The organism is Pseudoflavonifractor sp. HCP28S3_F10 (assembly GCF_052065415.1).
GTDB lineage: Bacteria > Bacillota > Clostridia > Oscillospirales > Oscillospiraceae > Pseudoflavonifractor_A.
Genome location: NZ_JBQHUB010000018.1, coordinates 29754 through 54271 on the forward strand (window position 1 = coordinate 29754; position 24518 = coordinate 54271).

A 24518-nucleotide genomic window follows, 5' to 3' on the forward strand; every position below is an offset into this window, starting at 1 on the left:
TTTTTTATGCGCTTCCGATTACAGGGAGAGCTGCTCAATGCCCTTGCGGATGCGGCGCAGGGACTCGTCCCTGCCCAGAATGTGACACAGCTCCACGGCGCCGCCGGGGGTGACCGCCTTGCCCGAAAGGGCGGTGCGCACGGGCCACATGATGCGGCCGTTTTTCAGCTCGTGACTGGCGGCCAGATCGATGAGGGCGTCGTGGATGGCGTCGTAGCTCCACTCGGGCAGGGCCTCCAGCACGGGAAGGACCAGGTTCAGGGCCTCCAGGGAGTTCTCCACATTGGTCTTCATTTTCTTGTGGCAGTAGAGCTCGTTGGAGTACTCAGGCAGAGCGTCGAAGAAGTCCACCTGGGGGGCGATGTCCAGCCAGGTGTCGCACCGGGGCTGGACCAGGGGGGCGATGAGCCTGAGGTCTATGCCGGGCGTCCTGACCGCCTCCTTCAGGTAGGGCTCGGCGCCCTGATAGAAGTCCTCAGGGGAGAGGGCGCGCAGGTAGTTGGCGTTGAAGTACTTGAGCTTCTCGATGTCGAAGATGGCGGGGGACTTGGAGATGCCCGCCACATCAAAAGCCTCGGCCAGCTCGCTGAGGGTGAAGAACTCCCGCTCGCTGTTTTCGCCCTTGGGGGACCATCCCAGCAGGGTGACGTAGTTCACGATGGCCTCGGACAGGTAGCCCATGGCCAGCAGATCCTCGTAAGAGGGGTCGCCCTTGCGCTTGGACATCTTGTTGTGCTGGTCCCGCATGACGGGGGAGCAGTGGATATAGGCGGGGACCTCCCAGCCGAAGGCCTGGTAGAGCAGATTGTACTTGGGGGCGGAGGACAGGTACTCGCTGCCCCGGACCACGTGGGAGATGCCCATCAGGTGGTCGTCGATGACGTTGGCGAAGTTATAGGTGGGCAGGCCGTCGGACTTCATCAGCACCTGGTCATCCAGAGTGGCGTTCTCCACGGTGATGTCGCCAAAGACCACGTCGTGGAAGGTGGTGGAGCCCTCGGCGGGGATTTTTTGCCGGATGACGTAGGGCACGCCGGCGGCCACCCTGGCTTTGGCCTCCTCGGGGCTCAGGCTGCGGCAGGGGTCGGCGCCCCGGTCAAACTCGCCGGAGTCCTCCTCCGACTCGGTCTTTTCGCAGAAGCAGTAGTAGGCATGGCCCTTCTCCACCAGAAGCTGGGCGTATTTCCCGTAAAAATCCCGGCGCTCGGTCTGGATGTAGGGACCCACGGGGCCGCCCACGTCGGGACCCTCGTCCCAGTCCAGGCCGCACTTGCGCATGGTGTTGTAGATGACGTCCACCGCGTCCTCCACCAGGCGGCCCTGATCGGTGTCCTCGATGCGCAGCAGGAACTTGCCGCCGTAGTGGCGGGCGATGAGCCAGGTGTACAGGGCGGTGCGCAGGTTGCCCACGTGCATGTAGCCGGTGGGAGAGGGGGCGAACCGGGTGCGCACCTCACCCTTGGGGATGCGGGCCTCCATCTCGTCAAACCATTTCATGTCCAGATCCATTTAAACTCCTCCAGCCCGCCCTCGGCGGGATAATATGCAGTATATCTATTATAGAGGGTTTCGGTGCGGTTGACAAGAGAAACCGGACAGAATTGAGGCTTCATGAGTATGCTCCGGCATTGTCAAGCGGAGGCGATTATGATATACTATCCAGATGTGAAATGATACACAGCGAGGTGTTTTATTTATGGATACTCAGAAAAAAGTCATGCTCTCCGGCATCCAGCCCAGCGGCGACCTGCACCTGGGCAACTACCTGGGCGCCATCAAAAACTGGAGCGCCCGTGCCGAGGAGTTCGACTGCTACTATTTCATGGCCGATATGCACACCATCACCGTGCGGCAGAACCCGGCGGACCTGCGCCGGCGCACTCTGGAGCAGCTGGCCCAGTACATCGCCTGCGGCCTGGACCCGGAGAAGAACACTCTGTTCATCCAGTCCCACGTCCACCAGCACGCGGAGTTGGGCTGGGTCCTCAACTGCTACACCATGTTCGGCGAGCTCTCCCGCATGACCCAGTTCAAGGACAAGTCCGCCAAGCACAAGGAGAACATCAACGGCGGCCTGTTCACCTATCCCGCCCTGATGGCGGCGGACATCCTGCTCTACCAGCCCGACTATGTGCCGGTGGGGGAGGACCAGAAGCAGCACGTGGAGCTCACCCGGAACGTGGCCCAGCGCTTCAACAACATCTACGGCGACGTGTTCAAGATCCCCGAGCCCTACATCCCCAAGGCCGGCGCCCGGGTCATGGGCCTGACCGACCCCGAATCCAAGATGTCCAAGTCCATCCCCGAGGGCTGCGTATTCCTCATGGAGAAGCCGGAGGACATCCAGCGCAAGTTCAAGCGGGCCATTACCGACAGCGACACCGAAAACTGCGTCCGCTACGACCGGGAGAACAAGCCGGGCGTGGCCAACCTGATGCAGATCTACTCCGCCTGCACCGGCAAGAGCTACGAGGAGATTGAGCGGGAGTTCGACGGCAAGGGCTACGGCGTGTTCAAGCCCGCGGTGGGTGAGGCCGTGGTGGACCTGCTCCGTCCCATCCGGGAGGAGGCCACCCGGATCCTCAGCGACAAGGCTTATCTGGAATCGGTCTACAAGCAGGGCGCGGAAAAGGCCTCCTACGTGGCCAACAAGACCCTGCGGAAAGTCTATAAAAAGGTGGGCTTCGTGGCCCGCTGAGGCCCGGCCCGGTAAAGGAGCTTTCCTATGCCAATGACAATTGAGACCATCGGCCTGGTGGCCGGCGCGCTGGTGACCGCGTTCCTGGTGGCCCTTATCACCACGCCCATCGTCAAGAGCCTGGCCCAGAAGTGGGGCGCGGTGGACGTGCCCAAGGACAACCGCCGGATGCACGACCACCCCATTCCCCGCATGGGCGGCCTGGCCATTTTCCTGGGCTTTCTGTTCAGCGTGATCGTCTTTATCCGCTTCATCCAGCCGGACGGCATGACGCGGCCGCTCCAGGGGATGCTGCTGGGGGCGGTCATCATCGTGATCCTGGGTATCTTTGACGATATCTACGCCCTGCCCGCCATGCCCAAGCTGCTGGTACAGATCGCCGCCGCCGGCATTGCCGTATGGAGCGGCAATGTGATCGAGGTCATCTCCAATCCCAACATCTTCTCCAGCAATCCCTACTGGGAGCTGGGCTGGCTGTCCGTGCCCTTCACCGTGATCTGGATCGTGGCGGTGACCAATGCCGTCAACCTCATCGACGGCCTGGACGGACTGGCCTGCGGCGTGTCCACCATCAGCTCCATGACCATGCTGGTCATCGCCCTGGCGGTGGCCGAGCCCAATGTGGCGGTGCTTATGGCCTGCCTGGCCGGCGGCTGCATCGGCTTTCTGCCCTACAACATGAATCCGGCCAAGATCTTCATGGGGGACACGGGCTCTACCTTCCTGGGCTATGTGCTGGGGGTGGTGTCCATCCAGGGCCTGTTCAAGTACTACGCCGTCATTTCCTTTGTGGTGCCCTTCCTCATGCTGGGCCTGCCCATCTTTGACACCTGCTTTGCTTTTATCCGCCGCGTTGCCCACGGGCAGAGTCCCATGCACGCCGACCGGAGCCATGTGCACCACCGGCTCATCGACATGGGCCTGAGCCAGAAGCAGGCGGTGGCGGTGCTCTACGTGATCTCCGCCATCCTGGGCCTGTCCGCGGTGGTGCTGACCACGGCGGGCTCCCTGCGGGCCATGCTGCTCCTCTTCGCACTGTGCGTGACGGGAGCCATCGCCGCCCGCATTTTCCTGCACGGCAGCGGAGAGCAGGGGCAGGAACACGCCGGAGACCCGTCCGGCACTGTTGAACGGGAGGAGGACGACGCAAAATGAGTATCCGTGTTATGACTGTTTTCGGCACCCGGCCCGAGGCCATCAAAATGGCTCCTCTGGTGAAGGAACTCCAGAGCAGGGAGGGCATCGAATCCATCTGCTGTGTCACCGCGCAGCACCGGCAGATGCTGGACTCGGTGCTGGACATCTTCCGGATCAAGCCGGACTATGACCTGAACATCATGGAGCCCCGGCAGACCCTGTCCACCATCACCACCAAGTGCCTGCTGGGCATGGAGGAGGTCTTTGCCCAGGCAAAACCCGACCTGGTGCTGGTCCACGGGGACACCTCCACCACCTTCGCCGGGGCCCTGGCCGCCTTCTACCACCAGATCAGCGTGGGACATGTGGAGGCCGGCCTGCGGACCTGGGACAAGTACTCCCCCTTCCCGGAGGAGATGAACCGGAAGCTGGTGGGAGATATCGCAGACCTGCATTTCGCCCCCACGGCGGCCAACCGGAACAACCTGGAGCGGGAGGACATCCGCCAGGGCGTGTTCATTACGGGCAATACGGTGATCGACGCCCTCAGGACCACCGTGCGGGAGGACTACCGCTTCTCCACCGGCCTGCTCAACCATCTGAACTACGAGGGGAAGAAAGTCATTCTGGTGACCTGCCACCGCCGGGAGAACTACGGCGAGCCCATGGCCCATATCATGACTGCCCTGCGCCGCATCGCCGACGATTTCCCGGATACTGAGCTGGTCTACCCGGTGCACCTGTCGCCGGTGGTGCGGGAGGCGGCGGAGAAGTATCTGTCCGGCCATCCCCGCATCCACCTGATCGACCCGCTGGACGTGGAGGAGATGCACAATCTCATGGCCCGGGTCTATCTGGTGATGACCGATTCCGGCGGCCTTCAGGAGGAGGCCCCCGCTCTGGGCAAGCCTGTCCTGGTCCTGCGGCGGGAGACCGAGCGGCCCGAGGCGGTTAAAGCCGGTACCGTCAAGCTGGCCGGCACGGAGGAAGAGAGCGTCTACCGTCTGGCGGCGGAGCTTCTGGGCGATCCGGCGGCCTACGCATCCATGGCCCATGCGGTGAACCCTTACGGCGACGGCTTTGCCTGCCGCCGCATCGTGGACGCCATCGAGTGGCGCTTCGGGCTGCGGAAGGAGCCGCCTGAGGAGTTCGGGGCGTGAACGTAAAATAAGAGCCCGGCGGGGGGGGGACAGCCGTCCCCGCCCCGCTTTTCAACAGGGGATCGGTCTGCAGTATTCTATTTCGGAACAAAGGAGGAACGGCGGCATGGAGGGGAAGAGCCGAAATATTCTGGTGGTCCTGATCGCACTGGTCATCGCGGTGGCGGTGTTCTCCAGCTTCGGGATGGACCTGTTTTCCGGCGGTATCCCCCGCATCACTCCGCCTCCGGTCCTGGAGACGGCCGAGCCGGGGACCAGCGGCGCCCCTGCCGGCCCCGACGGCGATCTGATCCGGGTCAGTGTGACGCCGGAGACCGTTCAGAACGTGATCGCCACGCTGGCCAGACCGGCCAGCTACTACCGGGAGGTGACGGTGGAGTACAGCGGCACCGGGGGCGCGGTGCGATCCAAGATCTGGGCGGACAACGGCTGGACCAGGACCGATTCCGTCCTGCCCGGCGGCACGGTGCGCCACAGCATCGTGGGGGACGGAACGGTGTACTATTGGTACGGCGGGAGCCGTACCTGGGCCAGCGCCCCGGCGGATGAGAACTCCGCCGACCTGGAGGGACCCCGCATCCCCACCTACGAGGACGTGCTCTCGGAAAATCCGGAGCATATCATTCAGGCAGACTATGTGGATCTGGACGGGACGGCCTGCATCTATGTAGCGGTGAAGGACGAGGAGCTGAACAGCGTCTCCCACTACTGGGTGGGAGCGGACAGCGGCCTGCTGATGGCTGCCCGGCGGGTGACGGGGGAGGAGACGGTGCTCTCCATGACCTCTACAGCGGTGGAGCGCCCGGTGCCCGCCCAGACCGGCTTCATCCTGCCTGACGGTACGGTGCTCCATACCGTTCAGGGATAAGGTCACTCCAGCCCCATCAGCAGGAGCAGGCCCAGAGTGATGACCAGCTCCAGGTCATCTCCCTCCAGAAAGAGAAAGAGCAGGATGAGCAGGAGCAGGATGTCACCGGTGTCCAGCTTGTCGAGCTTCAGGGTTTTCAGAAGCCCGCCCAGGCCGCTCTTGTCCCGGGCCGGGTCCGTTGGGACCTCCGGTTCCTCCGGCGCCCCGGAGACGGAGGGATTGGACGGCGGGGATGGCGAAGGCCGGGGTTCCGGCGGCCGGAGAGGAGGAGCGTCCTCCTCCAGCACCCGGGTATAAGCCGCACCGTTGTGGATATAACGGTTATAGAGCGCCATCGCCGTTTCCCTCCTTTTGAAAGAGCTGGAAGGCCACCCGGATGACCCGGGAGAGCCTGGCGATCTGGACAGCCTTATCCACCTTGGCCAGCCGTTCCTCTTTCAGAAAGGGCTTGAGGGCGGTGAGAAGGGCGATCTTCCGGTCGTCGGCGGCACTGTACTCGGAGAAGAGCCGCAGTGCCTTCTGTACCATGGCCGGGTCCAGGCCGCCCGGGGCGGAAAGGGGATCGGACCCTCCGCCGGACAGGGAGCCCGCCAGGCGGAGCAGGGCCGACAGGTCCGGCTGCCCGGCCGCCAGAGTCTCCGGTGCGGCAGGGGAGGGCGCGGCGTCTTCCGATGGCCGGGAGGCTGCTTCCTCCGGAGAGGAAGGGGCGCTGCTGCTGTCCGGGGCGCTTCCGCCGGTGAGGGCCTTGGCGATGGACACGATCTGCCCCATGGCCTCCGGATCGCTCAGGATGGCGTTGAGCTTCTCTTCAAATTCAGCCATACCTCGCTCCTTTCCGGCCCGGCTGTGCCCCGCGCCTTATTTTTTGGGGGCCGCTTTCTGAATGCGGTCTACCACCGCCGCCCCCTCCTGGCTGCTCATCACCTGGTTGACCAGCCCCATCAGGGCGGAGGTGTCCCCCCTGGCGGCGGCATCGGCGGCCTGCTTGAGTCCGCCGCCTGCGTTCTGTTCCAGCATGGACATGAGCTTTTGGGTGTCCGGCGAGCGGAGCAGGGCGGACAGGGCCTCCCGGTCCCTGAGCAGACTGGCGGCCTTGGGGTCCTTCATCAGAGCGTCCAGGTTGTTCTGCGGTTGATTTGCCATGGCGTTTCCCTCCATTATTTTGAGGATATGCACGATATCCGGATAAAAGACTGGGCGGCGGCGGCCGCTCCTGTCACCAGTATATGTGAAGAAACAGAGAAGGTGCTTGCCATGAAACTATTGGTTTTTTCCGATTCCCACGGCGATGTGCGCCATATGGAGGCGGCGGTTCGGCGGGACCGGCCCGATATGGTGCTCCATCTGGGGGACGTGAACCCGGATGCCAGGGCCCTGAAGAAGCGCTTCCCGGATGTACCTATGGAGTGGGTCTGCGGCAACTGCGACGGGCGGCGGAGCGACCTGGAGGAGGAGCGGGTGCTGGAGATCCAGGGCCGCCGCATCCTGATGATGCACGGCCATACCCGGCACGTCAAGCTGGGGATGGGCGCGGCAGTGTGGGCCGCCCGGGAGGCCCAGGCCCATATCCTGCTCTTCGGCCACACCCATGAGGACTTCTGCGAGTATCACGAGGGACTGTGGGTAATGAACCCCGGCACCATCCGGGGCGGATGGGCGGGGGCCACCTACGGCGTTATCTGCCTGGAGGGAGAGGATACCGTATGCTATACCCTCAAACAGGAGGATTGACGGGCCTGCGTTTTTTGCTCAGAAAAATTTGTGAAAAAATAAACAAAACTCATTGTCAAAAAAATAAGAGCGTGGTATTATTGGTTAAACCGGATATTTACTAATAATACCGAGAGGTGTGGTTGCGTTGAGTAAAAAGCAGGCATTGACCGAATTCCACAGAGGATCCATCCTGGCGGCGGCCGAGCGGCTGTTTTCAGAGAAGGGCACGGAAAAGACCACTATGGACGATATCGCTCGGGAGTCGGAGTACAGCAAGGCCACGCTGTATGTCTACTTTCAGAGCAAGGAGGAGATTGTCAACGCCATCCTGCTGAGCAGTATGGTCCTGCTCCAGAAGAAGATCCGGGATGCGATCCAGAACAATGCCAACTGGTTCCAGGCCTATGATGCTGTATGCGACGCCATCATCCAGTTCTACGGAGAAAATCCCGCGGCTTTTGAGGCCATTGACAGCCAGCAGCCGGTCGATCTGGAGGGTGCCTCCATGGACAAGAGTGTACGGGACATCCTGAAGGTGGGCGACGAGACCAACGAGCTGTTGGCTGACTTCCTTAGAAAAGGGGCCGCTGAGGGTGTGGTGCGCATCGAACTGCCTCCCACCGAGACTGTTCTGCTGCTGTGGGCGGCTCTGTCCGGCATGATAAGGATGGCCGGCAGCAAGAGCCGCTATATCGAGCGGACCCTCAAGACGGAAAAGAGCGCGTTCCTGCGCCACGGAGCCCGGATGCTTCTGGACTCGGTGACCAAGGGGCGTACAGTGGATTGACCGGAACAATAAAAACTCCCTCCGCGCCCAAAGCGCGGAGGGAGTTTTTTGCACAGCGGAAGCTTATTCCAGGGGTTTGATGAAGAAGTTGCCGATGACCTCGGTGGAATTGAGGACGTTGACAAAGGTCCCCGGCATGTCCTGAGAAATATAGTGACTGATCTTCCGGATATCGTTGTCTGAGAGGACGGTATATACCACATATTTGCGCTTCTGGGTATAGGCACCGTACCCTTCCAGAACCGTGGAGCTGTGGTGGGTCAGTTCCATAAGGGCATGAGAGAGCTTCTCCGGCTCCTCGGTAACGATGAAGAGGGTCTTTTTCTTATAGCGGCGGTAGAGGGCGTTGATGACCTGGGTGTAGCAGAACTGGTAGATGATGGAGTAAAGAGCCTTGTCCATGCCGAAGAGCAGGCCGTAGGTCAGGATGACGGCGGCGCTGAAATAGAGCATGTAATTGAAGGCGTTGGTGGTCTTGTATTTGGCCGAGATAGACATGGCGATGAAGTCGGTGCCGCCGCTGCTGGCGCCGCTGTTGAGCACCAGAGAGATGGCCACGCCGCCCAGGATGGCGCCGAACACCGCCACCAGCAGGGGATCATCCACGATCTCATATTTGGGCAGCAGGTCTACCAGCAGGGAGAAGAAGAAAATATTGAAGCAGGAGAGCAATGTGAACCGCTTGCCTACCAGCCGGTAGGAGAGGATGGCCGGAATGGCGTTGAGGCCGATGTTGAGAACCGAGAAAGGAATGGAGACATGGAAAAATTTGCGGGCAATGCCCTGGATCAGGATGGACAGGCCGGAAAAGCCGCCGGGCACCAGATCGCCGGCCGCGATAAAGGTGTTCATGTTAAGGGCGAAGATTGCGCTGCCGAGGAGAAGGAGGAGAAGGTTCAGCACCGACCTCCGGGACAGATGCTTCATTTGATATGTACCCCCTAAAGCATAATATGACACCGTAAAAGGGCAGGAAAAAACCGGAGCCTGCCAAATAACAGACTCCGGTTTGGCGGAGAGAGAGGGATTCGAACCCTCGAGACGCTATCAACGCCTACACGATTTCCAATCGTGCGCCTTCGACCAGCTCAGCCATCTCTCCAAGCCGCTCTACGCTTCGTTGCCGCAAGCAACGGAGATTATTATAGCAGATTTTGCGGATTCGTCAAGAGGGAAAAGGACAAAAACAAGAAAAAATATTGGGAAAGATTGGATCTTAACAGGTAATGGAAGAGTTTACAGCTTGAAAAGGCTGGATAAAAAGGTTACAATCCGGTAACAAAGAAGAAAGGAAGTGACCAAAATGAAAAGAATTTGCATGGCGGCCCTATTATGCTGCACGATTTTGTTTCCGCAGGGCACAGCGTCGGCCGCGGGTACGGAAAGCGTGCGGGTAAACGGGAGGGAATTGGCGCAGGAGGACTACATAACGCTGCGCTCCACTACATATGTGGCCCTTCGGTCCGCCGGAGCGGCTTTGGCGCCGGAAGCCCGGATCTCCTGGGAGGGAGGACAGGCGGTGCTCCGGAGCGGGACGGCCCGCCTGACCGCCCGGCCGGGCGCCCAGTATGTGGAGACGGCCGGAGAGCCCCTGTATGTGCCCTACGGCGTACTGGCCCGGGATGGGCGGGTATTCCTGCCGGTCCGGGTACTGGCTGCCGCCCTGGGCGCCGGTGTTACGTGGGACCCCTCCTCCGCCGCGGTCACCGTGACGGCAGGCGGGGGAGAGGCCGCTCCGGCTGCCGGCTACTCGGAGGAGGATCTGTACTGGCTCTCCCACATCATCTCGGCAGAGAGCCGGGGCGAGCCGCTGGAGGGACAGATCGCTGTGGGCAATGTGGTCCTCAACCGGGTGGCCAGCCGTGAGTTCCCCAATACGATCAAAGAGGTCATTTTCGATTCCAGGTGGGGCGGGCAGTTCACGCCGGTGCGCAACGGGACCATCTACCAGGAGCCCACCGCCCAGAGCGTCATTGCCGCCAGGCTGGTCCTGGGCGGGGCCGACGTGGCGGGAAAGAGCCTGTACTTTTTTGCCCCTGCGCTGACCAGCGACCGGTGGATCTCGGGCAACCGGACCTATGTGATGACCATCGGGTGCCACCAGTTTTACAGTTAGTAACGAATTGTCACCATTTTGTAAGAAAATGGTAGAAAATCGGGGTCGAAACAGGTTTGTACAGATAGTTATATCCATTGCGCCGCAATGAGTTCAGGCGTTCGACAAAAGTTCTGCTTGCAATTGAGACAAAAATAAGTTACAATGTGGTTACAATCCAGTGAAAAATGAGTAACAGATTGTAAACGAAAAAGTAACAGGAGGTATCCTCATCATGCAGAAGCGAGTGTCCTGCCTGGTGCTCTGTCTGGCCCTTTTCGTGGCCCTGAGCGCCCATGCGGCCGCCGCAGAGAGCAGTGTCGGCGTGGTAGTGGACGGCGTAACGCTGCCCGAGACCACAGTTACGAAAGTGATCGACCGGAATACCTACGTGTCTTATTGGCCTGTAGTGTGCGCCCTCTATCCGGACGCCACCGTCGCCTGGGAGAACGGCCAGTCCGTGGCCCGGGCCGAGGGACTTTGCCTGAGCGTCTGTCCGAATGCCAGGTATATCGTGGCCAATGGCCGCTATCTCTATGTCCCCGACGCCGTTCAGACCGAGGGAGCCAATATTCTGGTCCCCGCCCGGGTGCTGGCCAAGGCGCTGGGCGCCCAGGTCCAGTGGGACCAGGCCAGCAGCAGCGTGGTGTTCCAGAAGGGGACCGGTCCCATCCAGTCCGGCGACACGTATTATAACGGCGAAGACCTGTACTGGCTCTCCCGCATCATCAGCGCCGAGAGCGGCAACCAGCCCCTCAGCGGCAAGATCGCCGTTGGCAACGTGGTGCTCAACCGGGTGGCCAATTCCAAGTTCCCCAACACGGTGAAGGGCGTCATTTTCCAGAAGAACCAGTTTACCCCCGCCAGCAGCGGCAGCATCAACCGTACTCCCAACGCCGAGAGCGTCATTGCCGCCAAGCTGTGCCTGGACGGCGCCAATACTGTGGGTAACAGCCTGTATTTCGTCAATCCCAGCGTGTCTCCCAACAGCTGGGCCTGCCGGAACCGTACCCGGGTGGCCACCATCGGCGCCCACGCTTTCTTCGCTTAAGCACTGCAGACGCGGGACCCCACCGGGTCCCGCGTTTTTCCTGTGAAAGGGCTGACAAAATTCGGGTTGACAAAACAGGTGTACTGTGGTAATATAATTTTCGCACTGTGACTGAGTCGGACGTGGAGAGATGTCCGAGTGGTTTAAGGAGCCGGTCTTGAAAACCGGTGACTCGCAAGAGCCGTGGGTTCGAATCCCACTCTCTCCGCCACATTTTTCAGCAGCAGTTCACTTGACAGGAATGTCATTCGGCATGCAGAAGTACCCAAGTGGCCGAAGGGGCTCCCCTGCTAAGGGAGTAGTGTGGGAAACCGCAGCGAGGGTTCAAATCCCTCCTTCTGCGCCAGCTCAGTAATTCCCTGTTTGGCGCGAAGTCCCGCCTGTGCGGTGGGGCTCCGCCGCCGGACAGGGAATTTCTTCATTTCCAAACCGTACCCGCTGGTGCTGGGCTGCGGTCTGGAGCATCTAAATATACGCACGCGGCTGTCCTTTCTGAGCCGGAGCAAGCAGGATTGCCGCTTGCTCCGGCTTTTGCAGCTTTTACGGAAGAAAGGGGGAGAAGGGTATGGCGTTTCAACTGACGGAGCAGCAGCAGGCGGTGGTGGACGACCGGGGCGGCGCGCTGCTGGTTTCGGCGGCGGCGGGCTCGGGCAAGACCCGGGTGCTGGTGGAGCGGCTGCTGGACCGGGTGGAGCGGGAGGGTCTGGACGTAGACCGCTTCCTGGTCATCACCTATACCAAGGCCGCCGCCGCCGAGCTCCGCTCCCGCATCGTGGAGGAACTGGGGGAGCGGCTGGCGCGCAGCCCGGAGGACGGCCACCTCCGCCGCCAGTCCACGCTGGTGTACAAGGCCCAGATCTCCACGGTCCACGCCTTCTGCGCCCAGCTCCTGCGGGAGCAGGGCCATTTGCTGGATCTGGACCCGGACTTCCGTCTGCTGGATGAGAGCGAGGCCGGGCTCATCATGCTGGATGTACTCAACGAGGTGCTGGAGCGGCGGTACGAGGATATCGAGGCCGGAGGGGATTTTGCCCGGCTGGTGGACACCATGTCCGCCGGGCGGGACGACAGCCGCCTCATCCAGATCGTGCTGGACATCCGGGGCCGGGTCCAGAGCCACCCCCGGCCGGAGGAATGGCTTGCCGAGCAGGAGCGGGCCTTCGCGCTGGAGGGAGTGAGCGGGGCGGAGGACACCGCCTGGGGCGCACTGCTTCTCTCCGACGCCGCCCGGCAGGCAGAATACTGGATGGGCCAGATGGCCCGGGCGCTGGAGCTGTGCGCCTGCGACGGGACCTTTTATGGCAATTATGCCCCCAGCCTCTCGGCCACTCTGGACGGGCTGCGCTCCCTCCGGGACGGTGCAGGACAGGGCTGGGACCGGGCCAGGGCCGCCCTGCCCGTCCCCTTCCCCACGCCGGGGCGGAAGAAGGTCCCCGCTGGCCTGCCCGAGACTGAGCGGGTCAAGGACCTGCGCAGCCGCTGCAAAAAGCGGATGGAGAAGCTGGCCGAGGGCTTTGCCGACTCCAGCGCCGACCTGCTGGACGATCTGCGGGCGGTGTACCCGGCAGTGCGGGGCCTCTTCGCCCTGGTGCGGGACTTTGAGGCCGCCTATACCGCCGAGAAGGCCCGACGGGGGGTGCTGGACTTCTCCGACCTGGAGCACATGGCGGTGAGCCTGCTGGCAGGGGAGGGAGGCCCCACCGAACTGGCGGAGGAGATCGCCCACCGGTACGACGAGATCATGGTGGACGAGTATCAGGACACCAACGAGGTGCAGAACGCCATTTTCTCCGCCGTGTCCCGCCAAGGTAAGAACCTTTTCCTGGTGGGGGACGTGAAGCAGTCCATCTACCGCTTCCGCCTGGCCGATCCCACCATCTTTCTGGAAAAGTACCGCACCTTCCGCCCTGCCGGAGAAGCTGCGGAGGGAGAGCCCCGTCGCATCACCCTGTCCAAAAATTTCCGCTCCCGGCCCCAGGTGCTGGAGGGGGCCAATTTCCTCTTCCGCAATCTGATGTCACGGGAGTTCGGTGAGATGGACTACACCGACGACCAGGCCCTGTACGCCGGGGCTTCCTTCCCGGAGGGCGGGGACTACGCAGTGGAGCTGGACGCCCTGGACCTGTCGGAGGACGGCGGGGAGGACGGAGCGCCCCCCCGGGAGGAGCAGGCGGCCAAAACGGCCAGGGATCTGCAGGAGGCCCGCTTTGCCGCCAAGCGCATCCGGCAGCTGCTGGACCGGGGCTTCCCGGTGTCGGACGGAGAAGGAGGGACCCGAAGCGTCCGGGGGAGCGACATCGTCATTCTGCTCCGCTCGCCGGGCACGGTGCTCCACCACTACGCCCGGGCGCTGGGGGAGCGGGGTATCCCCTGGGAGGCTGACGGCGGCGGGGACTTCTTTGACTCCACCGAGGTCAGCGTGGCCCTCTCCCTCCTTCAGATCATCGACAATCCCCGGCAGGACGTGCCATTGATCTCGGTGCTGCGCTCCCCGGTGTACGGCTTCACCGCCGACCAGCTGGCCCTGCTGCGCGCCGGGTGCCCGGAGGGGGACTTTTACGACGCCCTCTGCGCCGGACGGGAGGCGGGGGACCGGTCCAGTACCGCATTTCTCACCGAGCTGGAGGAGCTGCGCTTCGGCGTGGGGGATCAGAGCTGCCACCAGCTCATCTGGCGGCTCTACGACCGGACCAACCTGATGGGGGTGTTCGGCGCCATGGCCGACGGTGAGGAACGGCAGGCCAACCTGCTCCTGCTCTCTGAGCTGGCCCGGAAATTCGAGGGGGCGGGCCACCGGGGGCTCTTCGGCTTTCTGTCCTACCTGACCCGCCTGCGGGAGCGGGGGGAGCGCATCGCCCCGCCCGCCTCCGGAAGGGAGGGGAGCGGCGTGCGCATCCTGTCCATCCACCGCTCCAAGGGCCTGGAGTTCCCGGTGGTGCTGCTGTGCGGCCTGTCCCGCCGCCTGAACCGGGAGGACACCCAGCGGCCCATCCTCTTCCACCCCAAACTAGGTGTTGGGCCCAAGCGGCTGGACACGGAGCGCATGGTGGAGTATCCCACTCTGGCCCGGCGGGCGGTGGCCCGGCAGCTGGAGTACGAGATGATGGCGGAGGAGCTGAGGCTGCTCTACGTGGCCATGACCCGGGCCAGGGAGAAGCTCATCCTGCTGGTGGCGCTCACCGGCGGCGGGCGGGACATCGCCAGACTGATGCCCGACGCGCTCTGCCCGGCGGAGCCCCAGGCCCTGGCCGCCTGCCAGTCGGTGGGGCAGTGGGTGCTGCTGCCCGTGCTGGCCCGTCCAGACGCCCACGCTCTGCGTGCTGCCGCCGGGGCGGACCTGCCGCCGGTGCCGGCGGATTGGGGACCGGATTGGGACATCCGCTGGGTGCGGGAGGACCTGTCCGTCCCGCCGCGGTCCCGCCTGGCCGAGGAGACGGAAGATGAGAAGCGCCCGGCGGACCCGGCCCTCCTGAAGCGGCTGGCCTGGGTCTATCCCCACGCCGGGGACGTGGAACTGCCCTCCAAGCTCACCGCCACCCAGCTTAAGGGCCGGGACCTGGACGCTGAGGCGGCGGAGGATACCCCCCAGTCCGCCCGGGGAGGGACGCCGGAGCCGGCGGGAGGCGCCCTGCGGCGGCCCCGGTTCGCCGAGGAGGAGTTTGGCCTGACACCGGCTCAGAAGGGCACTGCCCTCCATCTGGTGATGCAGTATATCGACTTTGAGCGCGCCAATTCCGCCGCCCAGGTGGGTCGGGAGATCGACCGGCTGGTGCGTGAGGAATTCATTACTCCGGAGCAGGGGAAGGCGGTAGACCCCAGGAAGATCGCGGCTTTCTTCGCCTCCCCCCTGGGCCGGGAGGTGCGCAGCGCCCCCACCCTGCGGCGGGAGTTCAAGTTTTCCATCCTCGTCCCGGCGAAGGATCACTGGTCCCAGGCCGGGGAAGAGGAACAGGTGCTGCTCCAGGGCGTGGTGGACTGCTGCTTTGAGACTTTGGAGGGCATCACCGTGGTGGATTTCAAGACCGACCGTGTGGGGGAGGAGAATGTTCTCCGCCGGGCGGAGGAATACCGTCCCCAGCTCATGGCCTACAGCAAGGCGCTGGAGGAGATCACCGGGCGGCCGGTGGTCCGCCGGGTGCTGTGGTTCTTCTCCTGCGGCCGGGCGGTGGAGGTCTGATACTGAATTCCAATAAAATGCTTTATTTGAAATCCCGCGTGCTGCGCACGCTCGTGCCGCACATACGTGCGTCACGGCGTCTCATAAAAACCTGACGCGCTTCGCGCTGTAAAAAGCTTTTTAAGCTTTTTAACAGGTTTTAGTATGACTGCGCCGTATACACAATGGGCCAGGGAGACCAGTATGGTCTCCCGGGCTTTTCGCGTATTACCCCAAACAATCCGGAATGTAAACTAAAATAAAAAAGAAGTTGACAATAGAAGCGGCGCATGGTAGAGTGGTCTCGATCATTTTGGGAAAAAGCGGCGGAGCGGCCCGAATGTGCCTGTCCGCCCTCGCCGGGAGAAAGGAATGACTGCCATGCAGGCGGAAAAAAGCAATCGGATGAAAACGAGAGATCTGGTCTACTGTGCCGTGTTCGCGGCACTCATCGCCGTGTGCGCGTGGATATCGATCCCCATGACGGTGCCTTTTACCATGCAGACCTTCGGCGTATTCGCCACGGTGGGGCTGCTGGGCGGCAAACGGGGAAGCCTGTCGGTGCTGGTCTACCTGCTGCTGGGCGCGGTAGGTCTGCCGGTGTTCGCCGGCTTTAAGGGCGGCATCGGCGCTCTGATGGGTACCACCGGCGGGTATATCGTGGGTTTTCTGGCCTCGGCCCTGGTGATGTGGGGGCTGGAGCGGCTGTGGGGCCGGAGCCCCCGGGCGCTGCTGGCCTCCATGGTGCTGGGCCTCCTGGTGTGCTATGCTCTGGGCACGGTGTGGTTCATGGCGGTCTATGCCAGCACCACCGGCCCGGTGGGGGTGGCCACCGTGCTGGGCTGGTGCGTGTTCCCCTTCCTGATCCCCGACGGGGTAAAGATCGCCCTGGCAATGCTGGTGAGCGCCCGGCTGGCGAAATACCTCCGCTGAGCGGGCCGATTTCGACGGGATTTTCGGCCTGAGCCTTGCAGAGAACGGTGCGGTTATGGTAGGATAAGCTATCACAACTACATTAGGAGGGACTGCAATGAAGCAGGACATGATCCTCATTCTGGACCTGGGCAGCGAGGAGAACCCCCGCCTGGCCCGTGAGATTCGCGCCCTTGGCGTGTACAGCGAGATCCATCCCCATGATATCACGGCGGAGGAGCTCTCCGCCCTACCCAATGTGAAGGGCATCATTCTCAACGGCGGACCCAACCGGGTGGTGGACGGCGTGGAGATCGACGTGGCCAAGGAGATCTACAACGCCCCCGTCCCTGTGCTTCTGGCCGACCACAAGGGGGACGCTCCCTGGCCCGCCGACGAGACTGCCCGTAAGGAAGCCCTGTCCAACTTCGTCTTTGGCGTCTGCGGCGCCGAGGCCAATTGGAACATGGAGAACTTCATCGCCGATCAGGTAGAGCTCATCCGCCGCCAGGTGGGGGACAAGAAGGTCCTGCTGGCCCTCAGCGGCGGTGTGGACTCCTCCGTGGTGGCTGCGCTGCTCATCAAGGCCATCGGCAAGCAGCTTACCTGCGTCCATGTGAACCACGGCCTGCTGCGCAAGGGCGAACCCGAGCAGGTGGTGGAGGTGTTCCGCAACCAGATGGACGCCAACCTCATCTATGTGGACGCGGTGGACCGCTTCCTGGACAAACTGGCCGGGGTGGCCGACCCGGAGAAGAAGCGCAAGATCATCGGCGGCGAGTTCATCCGCGTCTTTGAGGAGGAGGCCCGCAAGCTGGACGGCATCAAGTTCCTGGGCCAGGGCACCATCTACCCCGACATCATCGAGAGCGGCACCAAGACCGTCAAGGCGGTCAAGAGCCACCACAACGTGGGCGGCCTGCCCGAGGACCTGGACTTCGAGCTGGTGGAGCCACTGAAGATGCTCTTCAAGGACGAGGTCCGCGCCTGCGGCAAGGCCCTGGGCCTGCCCGACTCCATGGTGTACCGCCAGCCCTTCCCCGGCCCCGGCCTGGGCGTGCGCTGCCTGGGCGCCATTACCCGGGACCGGCTGGAGGCCGTCCGGGAGTCCGACGCCATCCTGCGGGAGGAGTTCGCCAAAAACGGCCTGGAGGGCAAGGTGTGGCAGTACTTCACCGCTATCCCTGACCTGAAGAGCGTGGGCGTGCGGGACAATAAGCGGGCTGACGAGTGGTGCGTCATCATCCGGGCCGTCAACACCGTGGACGCCATGACCGCCACCGTGGAGAACGTGCCCTTCGACCTGCTCCAACACATCACCGCCCGTATCACCGCCGAGGTGAAGGGAGTCAACCGCGTCCTCTTCGATCTGACGCCCAAGCCTACCGGCACCATCGAGTGGGAATAACTGACAAAACCAGCAAAGCCTTGAAAACACTGGGGTCTTAAAGCGGAAACGGGGCATTTGATAGCAAATTGATAGCAGATACCAAAACCGGATTTACTTTGTTCACTCCCGTATAACGGGTGGCTTGCGGGTAAATCCTCCATATCCTAAGAAAAAGGTCTTGCTGACTTTCACCAGTCGGCAAGACCTTTTTTGTTATTTGTCTTTTCTCTGTTTCTTCAATCCTTTTATCAGAGCATCGCTTAATTCCTTCGAGGGGACTTTGGCCCACCGCTGGGTGGTGTCGTACTTCGGGTAGTTGTAGCGCCAGCGGTCATAGTCCTCCTTGGTGATCTCCCCGGCCTCCAACTTCGCCGCCTGTTCCCGCCACGCAATCAAGATTTTGTTCAGCTCACTGGCTTGACGGCCTCCCTGAAAAATATCTGCTTGCAGGCAGGCACGTCCATCCGCCTCTACCACTTTCAGACTGTAAACATCCTCCAAGGCGAACAGCGTATGGGCCAAACCTATGTAGTTGTCTATGTCCGGGACGCTCAACGCCTGGGGCGATACATCTAATGTATGCGCCAGGGCAGCGGTCAAGTCGGCCTTCGGCGTCCGGGTGCCTGTTTCGTACTGTGCCAGACGAACATCGGCGGAACGCTCTGGAAAGCCCACCGCCATACCAAGATACTTCTGTGTCATACCCCGGAGGGTGCGGAAAAAATGGATGCGCTCTCCTATTGCCATAAATGCCAACTCCTATCTGGTGGTTTCTGTCGAAAGTAGTATAACATATTCGCTTAGTAACAGTCAAGAGTATCTTAAACAAAAAAGTTAAAAATTATTCCGCAAGCCACTTGACAAAGCAAATTTGCTTAGTTATAATAGGTTAAGCATAAAGGCTTAGTTCTGGGGCCATGAAAGGAGGTGAGCGCACAATGGCAAGCACCATGTTCATGCGGGTGGACGAGGTAGCGGAGGAATTAGGGGTTTCTGTCCCCTATGCCTATAAGCTGATTCGTTCTATGAATGCGGAGTTGAAAAAGACGGGCTGTATTACCATTTCAGGCCGCATCGACCGCAAATTCTTCCACGAAAAATTTTATGGCACAAGAAGCCAGAGCGAAAGGAGTGATTAACCTATGGCGGCGTTTAAGAACAAGGCCAACGGCACTTGGTACGTCCAATTCCGCTATACGGACTGGAAAGGAGAGCGCCAGCAGAAGTTAAAGCGTGGCTTTGCCACCAAGAAAGAGGCCCAGGCGTGGGAACGGGAGTTTCTGATGCAAAAGCAGGCCGATGTGAACATGACCTTTGAGAGCTTCGCCCAGCTCTATGAGAAGGATATGAAGCCCAAGCTGAAACTGAACACCTGGCTGACAAAAGAAAGCATCATCCAGAAGAAAATCCTGCCGTATTTTGGAAAACGGAAATTGTCGGAAATCACCGCCAAGGACGTGATGGACTGGCAGAACGCGATCCGAGGGTTAACGGACGCCAAGGGAAAACCCTATTCCCCTACCTATCTCAAAACCGTCCACAATCAGTTAAGTGCCCTCTTTAACCATGCTGTCCGCTACTACGGCCTCCAGGTCAATCCTGCGGCCAAGGCCGGGAACATGGGGGTGGAGGAACGGCGTGAAATGCTGTTCTGGACGAAGGAAGAGTATCTGAAATTTGCCGACGCCATGATGGACAAGCCCCTCTCCTACTATGCCTTTGAAATGCTCTACTGGTGCGGTATCCGGGAGGGGGAACTGCTGGCCCTCACCCCAACAGACTTCGACTTTGAGGCGGGTACAGTGTCCATCAGCAAATCCTATCAGCGGCTCAAGGGCAAGGACGTGATTACCACTCCTAAGACGAAAAAGAGCAACCGTGTCATTAAGATGCCCAAATTCCTCTGTGGAGAGATGGAGGACTACTTAAAGATGTTTTACAGCACCGGGGCAAATGAACGGATTTTCCCTGTCAGCAAGCACTATCTCCACCATGAAATGGACAGAGGTGCGAAAGCGGCGGGAGTGAAGCGGATCAGAATTCACGACCTCCGACATTCACACATTTCCCTGCTGATTGATATGGGCTTCACCGCCCTGGCAATCGCTGACCGGGTGGGGCATGAGAGTATCGATATCACCTACCGCTACGCCCATCTGTTTCCTACAAGGCAGACGGAGATGGCGGACAAACTGGACTTTGAAAGGATGGGAACGTAACCATGTCACTGAAAAACCGAGACAACAAAAATCGCTGGAGGAACAAGACCGTGGCCTTCCGGGTGTCCCCGGAGGAAGATGAACAGATCGAGGCCGCTGTGCGGCTCTCCGGCCTGACAAAGCAGGACTACATCACAAGACGCCTCCTGTGCCGGGACGTAGTGGTACAGGGTAATCCCAAGGTCTACAAAGCCCTGCGTGACCAGCTTGCCGCCGTTCTGGACGAACTGCGGCGGGCCGAGGACGGGGCTGGCGTGGACGATGAACTGCTGGACACCATTCAGATGATCGCCGCTATCATGGGCGGCATGAAGGAGGATTGATAGATTGATGGATTCCAGAGAAACGAAAAGGACTGTCCCGGTTCCGTCTGTTGGCGCAGACGGGGAACAGCCCATTTCACAAACACCTACCGCAAGTATAACAGAGGAAACGACAGAAAACAATCCCCCTGAAAAAAATTATGCGGAACTGCTGCGGAAAATGCAGCGCATGAACGACCCGGCGTATCTCCCCACGATTTCCATGAACGAGTTGTACGAGAACGTCTATCAGAGCAGACCGCCCGTCATTGACGGTCTGCTCTATCCGGGGACGTACCTCTTTGCGGGAGCGCCCAAGGTAGGCAAGTCGTTTCTGATGGCCCAGCTTGCCTACCACGTCAGCATGGGCCTCCCCCTGTGGGACTATCCCGTTCACAAGGGGACTGTCCTCTATCTGGCGCTGGAGGACGATCACCGTCGCTTGCAGGAGCGGCTTTACCGGATGTTCGGCATGGACGGCACCAACGACCTCCTCTTTTCCATCTGCGCAAAGCAGGTCGGCAACGGGCTGGAGGAACAGCTAAAGCGATTCGTGCAGGAACACCCAGACACCAAACTGATTATCATTGACACCCTTCAGAAGATTCGGGAGGCTGGCGGGGATAAGTACAGCTACGCCAACGATTATGAGGTGGTAGGAAAGCTGAAACGCCTTGCTGACGCTTGCGGCGTCTGCCTCCTACTGGTACATCACACTCGGAAGCAGCAGGCCGACGACAAGTTTGATATGATCTCCGGCACCAACGGCCTGTCGGGGGCAGCAGACGGGGCCTTTCTTCTTCAGAAGGAGAAGCGGACGGACGGCACCGCCACCTTGGATGTGGTAGGACGTGACCAGCAAGACCAGCGGCTCTATCTCATTAAGGACAAGGAACACCTGACATGGACACTGGAGCGGATGGAAACGGAGTTGTGGGTAGAACCCCCCGACCCGGTGCTGGAGGCCGTAGCCGCCTTTATCACGGCGGAGAGGCCGTCCTGGGGCGGTACGGCCACGGAGTTGGCGGCAGCCCTGCAAGTGGATATGAAGCCCAATGCCCTGGCGATGCGGCTGAACGTCCGGGCCGGGAAACTGGCAACGGACTATCATATCCGCTATGAGAACACCCGCACCCACGCCGGGAGAAGTATCAGCCTGACCCTGGATCCTCCCCAAGCGTGACGACCGTGACGGCTGTGACGGCTTTTTTGAGAGCGGGGGCGGTGTCCAAAACATCGTCACGGTCGTCACGGCTGTCACGGGGAGCGGGGTCAAATGTCAAGGGGGCATACCTGTGGGTGGAGATTGCCGCAAGGCAATACAACCCGAACCCCTTGATATTTGGCCCACGGAGGACACTTGCCGGGTGGTGGAAAGGCTGTGCCTTTCCACCTGCCCAACGGCGAGTGGAAAAGTTTAGGCGGGGTGCAGGGCGCCCTTTTCAAAGGGCGGCCCTGCTGGGGGAGGCAACCGCAGTTGCCGGGGGCAAAGCCCCCGCACCCCCTCGGAGAGCCCACGGCACTTTCGCACCAACGGGGCGAAAGTGTCATAGTGGGTTATTACACTTCCCGCAGGAAGTGCCTTCCCCGAACCCCCGTCCATTTTCAACAACCAAACATCTGAAATGGGAGGATTTTTGCCTATGGCGAGAGGCGACGGCATTGACCGCACCAACGCAAGAAATATGAGGCTGACCGCTGCTAAAATCGGCAACACCCAGCAGCACAACGAACGCGAGAAGGATTCCTATGTCAACCAGGACATTGTACCAGAGCGGACGTCGCTCAATGTCCATTTCAAGGTCCCATCCGCAGGGTATCAGGAGATGTTCTCCCAAATGGAGGCCGATGGTGTGATCTCCACCCGTGGCATTAAGGCGGACGCATTTCGATACGGTGAGTTGGTCTTTGATGTGAACTCCGCTTACTTCTACAATCACGGCGGGTATGACTTCGCAAAACAATTTTACACCGAAGCCTATAAAGCCGCAATCAAAATCGTGGGCGGAGAGCAGTATATTTTGTCGGCGGTCATGCACGCTGACGAGCGCAACCGGGCCATGTCCGAGGCGCTGGGGGAGGACGTGTACCACTACCACCTCCATGTGGTTTATATCCCGGTAGTGGAGAAGGAGATACGCTGGACAAAGCGGTGCAAGGACAAGTCCCTGGTGGGCAAGGTCAAGGAAACGATCATGCAGGTGAGCATGAGCAAGAAGTGGGCGTCCAAGCCCATTCTGGACGAAACTACCGGGGAGCCGTTACGCACAGCTAAGGGCAAACCCGTTCTACGAAAGTCGTACAGTGTCCTGCAAGATGATTTCTTTGAGCATATGCGCTCCGCTGGCTATGACGATGTAGAGCGTGGGGAACGTGGTAGTTCCGAAGAACATTTGACTGTTACGCAGTTCAAGACGGAGCGTGAGCAGGAACGGCTTGCACAGCTTCAAGAGGTGTCGGCGCTGGCCCAGGTTGAGGCCGACAAAAAGAATAAGGAGGCAGCATCAGCTGAGAAGAAAGCGGCCCAGGCCAGGGCTAAGCTGGACGATGTAGCGCCCTTGCTCAAGGGCATGGAGAAACTGGCGGCGGACTTCTCCGACGACCCGGAGCGGACGCTGCCGGAGGCGGGGCCGCTGGAATCGGCCAAGTCCTACCGGGAGAAAAAGGCCAAGCCCCTTTGGGAGAAGATCGTCAAGGTGCTGCGCTCCGTCTACCGGGCCTACTTCGACCTCAAGAGCAAGTTTGAGCGGTTGCAGAGCGCCTATGATCGTGAGGTCAGTAAGAACGGCTCCCTGTCAGCCAGGATTTATGAGGTTTGTGCCGAGAGGGACGGCTTGAAAGGGCAAGTCAGGGACTATGAGCGGGTCAGACGGGCCATTGGCCCGGAACAGGCGGACAGGATACTGGAGGCAGCTTACCAGCAGGAACAGGTCGAAAAGGAGCAGAAATGGGGTGCAAGGTCAAAAATAAGGGTAGGCGCACGATAATCACAAAAAATGGAGGTAATTTCATGGAAAAGTACATCTTTGACGAGGGCAACGGTCTGTGGTATGAGTTGCAGAGGGACTAACAATATTCGGGCGTGTGCGGCGGAAATCGTGGACACAGAAATTATTTGCGCATGAGGCCCCAAATCGGAGGGTGTCCCGGTGAATGCCCTCCTGATTTATTTGGGACAGCGGGTAAAAACTTCTTGCATTTTAGAGTGTGCTATGCTATACTGCTGTCATCCTGATTTGAGGAGTCTATTCAACATGCGGCAAGGTATTCTTAAATAAAATTTGATAATGGGCGCAAAAATGATTGCCCCTTGCAGGGGCTTAGTTTTTGTACCCAATTTAAGAATGCTTTTGCCTTTTTATCAAATATCGTGACGGATAACGGCTCATGTTAGCTGAATGCGTTTCTATGTATCCGAAGTCATGATCCCCAGCGGTAAAAGTATTTGCCGCTGGGGATTTTTATGCCCTTTGGGGCTGTAAAGGGAGGACAATCACATGAAAATAATCAATATTGGAATTCTTGCCCATGTAGACGCTGGAAAGACGACCTTGACGGAGAGCCTGCTATATGCCAGCGGAGCCATTTCAGAACCGGGGAGCGTCGAAAAAGGGACAACGAGGACGGACACCATGTTTTTGGAGCGGCAGCGTGGGATTACCATTCAAGCGGCAGTCACTTCCTTCCAGTGGCACAGATGTAAAGTTAACATTGTGGATACGCCCGGCCACATGGATTTTTTGGCGGAGGTGTACCGCTCTTTGGCTGTTTTAGATGGGGCCATCTTGGTGATCTCCGCTAAAGATGGCGTGCAGGCCCAGACCCGTATTCTGTTCCATGCCCTGCGGAAATTGAACATCCCCACCATTATCTTTATCAACAAGATCGACCAGGCTGGCATTGATTTGGAGAGCGTATATCAGTCTGTTCGGGATAAGCTCTCCGCCGATATTATCATCAAGCAGACGGTGTCGCTGTCCCCGGAAATAGTCCTGGAGGAAAATACCGACATAGAAGCATGGGATGCGGT

The 24518-nt window shown here is 60.2% G+C and carries 23 protein-coding genes and 3 tRNA genes; 19 read left to right on the top strand and 7 right to left on the bottom strand.

Annotation, left to right across the window (positions count from 1 at the left end; genetic code table 11):
* Positions 1 to 18: 18 nt before the first annotated feature.
* Complete coding sequence (gltX, locus tag ACTNBZ_RS08995) at positions 19 to 1509, bottom strand: glutamate--tRNA ligase (protein ID WP_441209333.1); 1491 nt, start codon at positions 1507 to 1509, stop codon at positions 19 to 21.
* Positions 1510 to 1696: 187 nt separating this feature from the next.
* Between gltX and trpS the strand changes: the two genes are divergently transcribed.
* The 4 genes from trpS (at position 1697) to ACTNBZ_RS09015 (ending at position 5863) form a co-directional block, all read left to right on the top strand.
* On the top strand, positions 1697 to 2698 hold the full coding sequence (gene trpS, locus ACTNBZ_RS09000; protein ID WP_441209334.1) for a tryptophan--tRNA ligase: 1002 nt from the start codon (positions 1697 to 1699) through the stop codon (positions 2696 to 2698).
* 27 nt (positions 2699 to 2725) lie between these two features.
* The gene (locus tag ACTNBZ_RS09005) at positions 2726 to 3853 is read left to right on the top strand and encodes an MraY family glycosyltransferase (protein ID WP_441209335.1); all 1128 of its coding nucleotides are present in this window, start codon (positions 2726 to 2728) and stop codon (positions 3851 to 3853) included.
* Positions 3850 to 4995: a non-hydrolyzing UDP-N-acetylglucosamine 2-epimerase gene (gene wecB / locus ACTNBZ_RS09010; RefSeq protein WP_441209336.1), complete on the top strand. Its 1146-nt coding sequence runs from the start codon at positions 3850 to 3852 to the stop codon at positions 4993 to 4995. Before ACTNBZ_RS09005 ends, wecB begins: the two co-directional genes overlap by 4 nt.
* A 106-nt stretch (positions 4996 to 5101) precedes the next feature.
* A complete protein-coding gene (locus ACTNBZ_RS09015; RefSeq protein ID WP_441209337.1) occupies positions 5102 to 5863 on the top strand; it encodes a hypothetical protein in 762 nt (253 codons plus the stop codon).
* A 2-nt stretch (positions 5864 to 5865) separates the two neighbouring features.
* Here ACTNBZ_RS09015 and ACTNBZ_RS09020 read toward each other — a convergent pair whose 3' ends face one another.
* Genes ACTNBZ_RS09020 through ACTNBZ_RS09030 form a run of 3 tightly spaced genes read right to left on the bottom strand, consistent with a single transcriptional unit; the run spans position 5866 to position 7006 of the window.
* Positions 5866 to 6198, bottom strand: coding sequence for a hypothetical protein (locus ACTNBZ_RS09020; RefSeq protein ID WP_441209338.1), 333 nt, complete (start codon positions 6196 to 6198; stop codon positions 5866 to 5868).
* Positions 6185 to 6685 carry a hypothetical protein gene (locus ACTNBZ_RS09025; RefSeq protein ID WP_441209339.1) on the bottom strand — a complete coding sequence of 167 codons (501 nt, stop codon included), beginning with the start codon at positions 6683 to 6685 and terminating at the stop codon, positions 6185 to 6187. The genes ACTNBZ_RS09020 and ACTNBZ_RS09025 overlap by 14 nt, the downstream gene beginning before the upstream one ends.
* A 36-nt stretch (positions 6686 to 6721) precedes the next feature.
* Entirely contained in the window at positions 6722 to 7006 is a 285-nt protein-coding gene (locus tag ACTNBZ_RS09030) for a hypothetical protein (protein ID WP_441209340.1), read from the bottom strand.
* Positions 7007 to 7117: 111 nt separating this feature from the next.
* Between ACTNBZ_RS09030 and ACTNBZ_RS09035 the strand changes: the two genes are divergently transcribed.
* On the top strand, positions 7118 to 7594 hold the full coding sequence (locus ACTNBZ_RS09035; protein WP_441209341.1) for a metallophosphoesterase family protein: 477 nt from the start codon (positions 7118 to 7120) through the stop codon (positions 7592 to 7594).
* Positions 7595 to 7721: 127 nt separating this feature from the next.
* Positions 7722 to 8363, top strand: a complete 642-nt coding sequence (locus ACTNBZ_RS09040; RefSeq protein ID WP_441209342.1) for a TetR/AcrR family transcriptional regulator — start codon at positions 7722 to 7724, stop codon at positions 8361 to 8363.
* Between the two features lie 63 nt (positions 8364 to 8426).
* On the opposite strand, the gene ACTNBZ_RS09045 is transcribed toward ACTNBZ_RS09040, so the two are convergent.
* The gene (locus tag ACTNBZ_RS09045; RefSeq protein ID WP_441209343.1) at positions 8427 to 9290 is read right to left on the bottom strand and encodes a YitT family protein; all 864 of its coding nucleotides are present in this window, start codon (positions 9288 to 9290) and stop codon (positions 8427 to 8429) included.
* An 83-nt stretch (positions 9291 to 9373) separates the two neighbouring features.
* Positions 9374 to 9465, bottom strand: a tRNA-Ser gene (locus ACTNBZ_RS09050).
* Positions 9466 to 9666: 201 nt separating this feature from the next.
* On the opposite strand from ACTNBZ_RS09050, the gene ACTNBZ_RS09055 reads away from it, so the two are divergent.
* From ACTNBZ_RS09055 to guaA, 7 genes are all read left to right on the top strand, one after another.
* Entirely contained in the window at positions 9667 to 10479 is an 813-nt protein-coding gene (locus ACTNBZ_RS09055; RefSeq protein ID WP_441209344.1) for a cell wall hydrolase, read from the top strand.
* A 214-nt stretch (positions 10480 to 10693) separates the two neighbouring features.
* Positions 10694 to 11509 carry a cell wall hydrolase gene (locus ACTNBZ_RS09060; protein ID WP_441209345.1) on the top strand — a complete coding sequence of 272 codons (816 nt, stop codon included), beginning with the start codon at positions 10694 to 10696 and terminating at the stop codon, positions 11507 to 11509.
* Between the two features lie 124 nt (positions 11510 to 11633).
* A tRNA-Ser gene (locus tag ACTNBZ_RS09065) sits at positions 11634 to 11720 on the top strand.
* Positions 11721 to 11764: 44 nt separating this feature from the next.
* Positions 11765 to 11855 (top strand) — tRNA-Ser (locus ACTNBZ_RS09070).
* A 219-nt stretch (positions 11856 to 12074) separates the two neighbouring features.
* Positions 12075 to 15686 carry a helicase-exonuclease AddAB subunit AddA gene (addA, locus tag ACTNBZ_RS09075; protein ID WP_441209346.1) on the top strand — a complete coding sequence of 1204 codons (3612 nt, stop codon included), beginning with the start codon at positions 12075 to 12077 and terminating at the stop codon, positions 15684 to 15686.
* A gap of 384 nt (positions 15687 to 16070) precedes the next feature.
* A complete protein-coding gene (locus tag ACTNBZ_RS09080; RefSeq protein ID WP_441209347.1) occupies positions 16071 to 16598 on the top strand; it encodes a biotin transporter BioY in 528 nt (175 codons plus the stop codon).
* Between the two features lie 97 nt (positions 16599 to 16695).
* Positions 16696 to 17985: a glutamine-hydrolyzing GMP synthase gene (guaA, locus tag ACTNBZ_RS09085; RefSeq protein WP_441209348.1), complete on the top strand. Its 1290-nt coding sequence runs from the start codon at positions 16696 to 16698 to the stop codon at positions 17983 to 17985.
* A 195-nt stretch (positions 17986 to 18180) separates the two neighbouring features.
* On the opposite strand, the gene ACTNBZ_RS09090 is transcribed toward guaA, so the two are convergent.
* Positions 18181 to 18714 carry a helix-turn-helix domain-containing protein gene (locus tag ACTNBZ_RS09090; RefSeq protein WP_004221664.1) on the bottom strand — a complete coding sequence of 178 codons (534 nt, stop codon included), beginning with the start codon at positions 18712 to 18714 and terminating at the stop codon, positions 18181 to 18183.
* A gap of 191 nt (positions 18715 to 18905) precedes the next feature.
* Between ACTNBZ_RS09090 and ACTNBZ_RS09095 the strand changes: the two genes are divergently transcribed.
* The 6 genes from ACTNBZ_RS09095 to ACTNBZ_RS09120 all read left to right on the top strand — a co-directional run.
* Entirely contained in the window at positions 18906 to 19106 is a 201-nt protein-coding gene (locus ACTNBZ_RS09095; protein ID WP_052792092.1) for a DNA-binding protein, read from the top strand.
* Between the two features lie 3 nt (positions 19107 to 19109).
* The gene (locus tag ACTNBZ_RS09100; protein ID WP_052792091.1) at positions 19110 to 20186 is read left to right on the top strand and encodes a site-specific integrase; all 1077 of its coding nucleotides are present in this window, start codon (positions 19110 to 19112) and stop codon (positions 20184 to 20186) included.
* A gap of 2 nt (positions 20187 to 20188) precedes the next feature.
* Positions 20189 to 20509 carry a plasmid mobilization protein gene (locus tag ACTNBZ_RS09105; protein ID WP_052792090.1) on the top strand — a complete coding sequence of 107 codons (321 nt, stop codon included), beginning with the start codon at positions 20189 to 20191 and terminating at the stop codon, positions 20507 to 20509.
* Between the two features lie 7 nt (positions 20510 to 20516).
* The gene (locus tag ACTNBZ_RS09110; protein ID WP_052792089.1) at positions 20517 to 21671 is read left to right on the top strand and encodes a helicase RepA family protein; all 1155 of its coding nucleotides are present in this window, start codon (positions 20517 to 20519) and stop codon (positions 21669 to 21671) included.
* A gap of 460 nt (positions 21672 to 22131) precedes the next feature.
* Complete coding sequence (locus tag ACTNBZ_RS09115) at positions 22132 to 23475, top strand: plasmid recombination protein (protein WP_441209349.1); 1344 nt, start codon at positions 22132 to 22134, stop codon at positions 23473 to 23475.
* 510 nt (positions 23476 to 23985) lie between these two features.
* On the top strand, positions 23986 to 24518 hold a 533-nt coding region (locus ACTNBZ_RS09120; RefSeq protein WP_441209350.1), incomplete at its 3' end, for a GTP-binding protein.

Bases quoted from the DNA above. Each gene is read 5' to 3' on its own strand.
- ACTNBZ_RS09115 (WP_441209349.1), top strand. From the start codon at position 22,132: ATGGCGAGAGGCGACGGCATTGACCGCACCAACGCAAGAAATATGAGG.
- ACTNBZ_RS09095 (WP_052792092.1), top strand. From the start codon at position 18,906: ATGGCAAGCACCATGTTCATGCGGGTGGACGAGGTAGCGGAGGAATTA.
- trpS (WP_441209334.1), top strand. From the start codon at position 1,697: ATGGATACTCAGAAAAAAGTCATGCTCTCCGGCATCCAGCCCAGCGGC.
- ACTNBZ_RS09045 (WP_441209343.1), bottom strand. From the start codon at position 9,290: ATGAAGCATCTGTCCCGGAGGTCGGTGCTGAACCTTCTCCTCCTTCTC.
- ACTNBZ_RS09090 (WP_004221664.1), bottom strand. From the start codon at position 18,714: ATGGCAATAGGAGAGCGCATCCATTTTTTCCGCACCCTCCGGGGTATG.
- ACTNBZ_RS09060 (WP_441209345.1), top strand. From the start codon at position 10,694: ATGCAGAAGCGAGTGTCCTGCCTGGTGCTCTGTCTGGCCCTTTTCGTG.
- ACTNBZ_RS09030 (WP_441209340.1), bottom strand. From the start codon at position 7,006: ATGGCAAATCAACCGCAGAACAACCTGGACGCTCTGATGAAGGACCCC.
- ACTNBZ_RS09005 (WP_441209335.1), top strand. From the start codon at position 2,726: ATGCCAATGACAATTGAGACCATCGGCCTGGTGGCCGGCGCGCTGGTG.
- ACTNBZ_RS09110 (WP_052792089.1), top strand. From the start codon at position 20,517: ATGGATTCCAGAGAAACGAAAAGGACTGTCCCGGTTCCGTCTGTTGGC.
- ACTNBZ_RS09080 (WP_441209347.1), top strand. From the start codon at position 16,071: ATGAAAACGAGAGATCTGGTCTACTGTGCCGTGTTCGCGGCACTCATC.
- gltX (WP_441209333.1), bottom strand. From the start codon at position 1,509: ATGGATCTGGACATGAAATGGTTTGACGAGATGGAGGCCCGCATCCCC.
- wecB (WP_441209336.1), top strand. From the start codon at position 3,850: ATGAGTATCCGTGTTATGACTGTTTTCGGCACCCGGCCCGAGGCCATC.
- guaA (WP_441209348.1), top strand. From the start codon at position 16,696: ATGAAGCAGGACATGATCCTCATTCTGGACCTGGGCAGCGAGGAGAAC.
- ACTNBZ_RS09105 (WP_052792090.1), top strand. From the start codon at position 20,189: ATGTCACTGAAAAACCGAGACAACAAAAATCGCTGGAGGAACAAGACC.
- ACTNBZ_RS09015 (WP_441209337.1), top strand. From the start codon at position 5,102: ATGGAGGGGAAGAGCCGAAATATTCTGGTGGTCCTGATCGCACTGGTC.
- ACTNBZ_RS09055 (WP_441209344.1), top strand. From the start codon at position 9,667: ATGAAAAGAATTTGCATGGCGGCCCTATTATGCTGCACGATTTTGTTT.
- ACTNBZ_RS09035 (WP_441209341.1), top strand. From the start codon at position 7,118: ATGAAACTATTGGTTTTTTCCGATTCCCACGGCGATGTGCGCCATATG.
- ACTNBZ_RS09020 (WP_441209338.1), bottom strand. From the start codon at position 6,198: ATGGCGCTCTATAACCGTTATATCCACAACGGTGCGGCTTATACCCGG.
- ACTNBZ_RS09025 (WP_441209339.1), bottom strand. From the start codon at position 6,685: ATGGCTGAATTTGAAGAGAAGCTCAACGCCATCCTGAGCGATCCGGAG.
- addA (WP_441209346.1), top strand. From the start codon at position 12,075: ATGGCGTTTCAACTGACGGAGCAGCAGCAGGCGGTGGTGGACGACCGG.
- ACTNBZ_RS09100 (WP_052792091.1), top strand. From the start codon at position 19,110: ATGGCGGCGTTTAAGAACAAGGCCAACGGCACTTGGTACGTCCAATTC.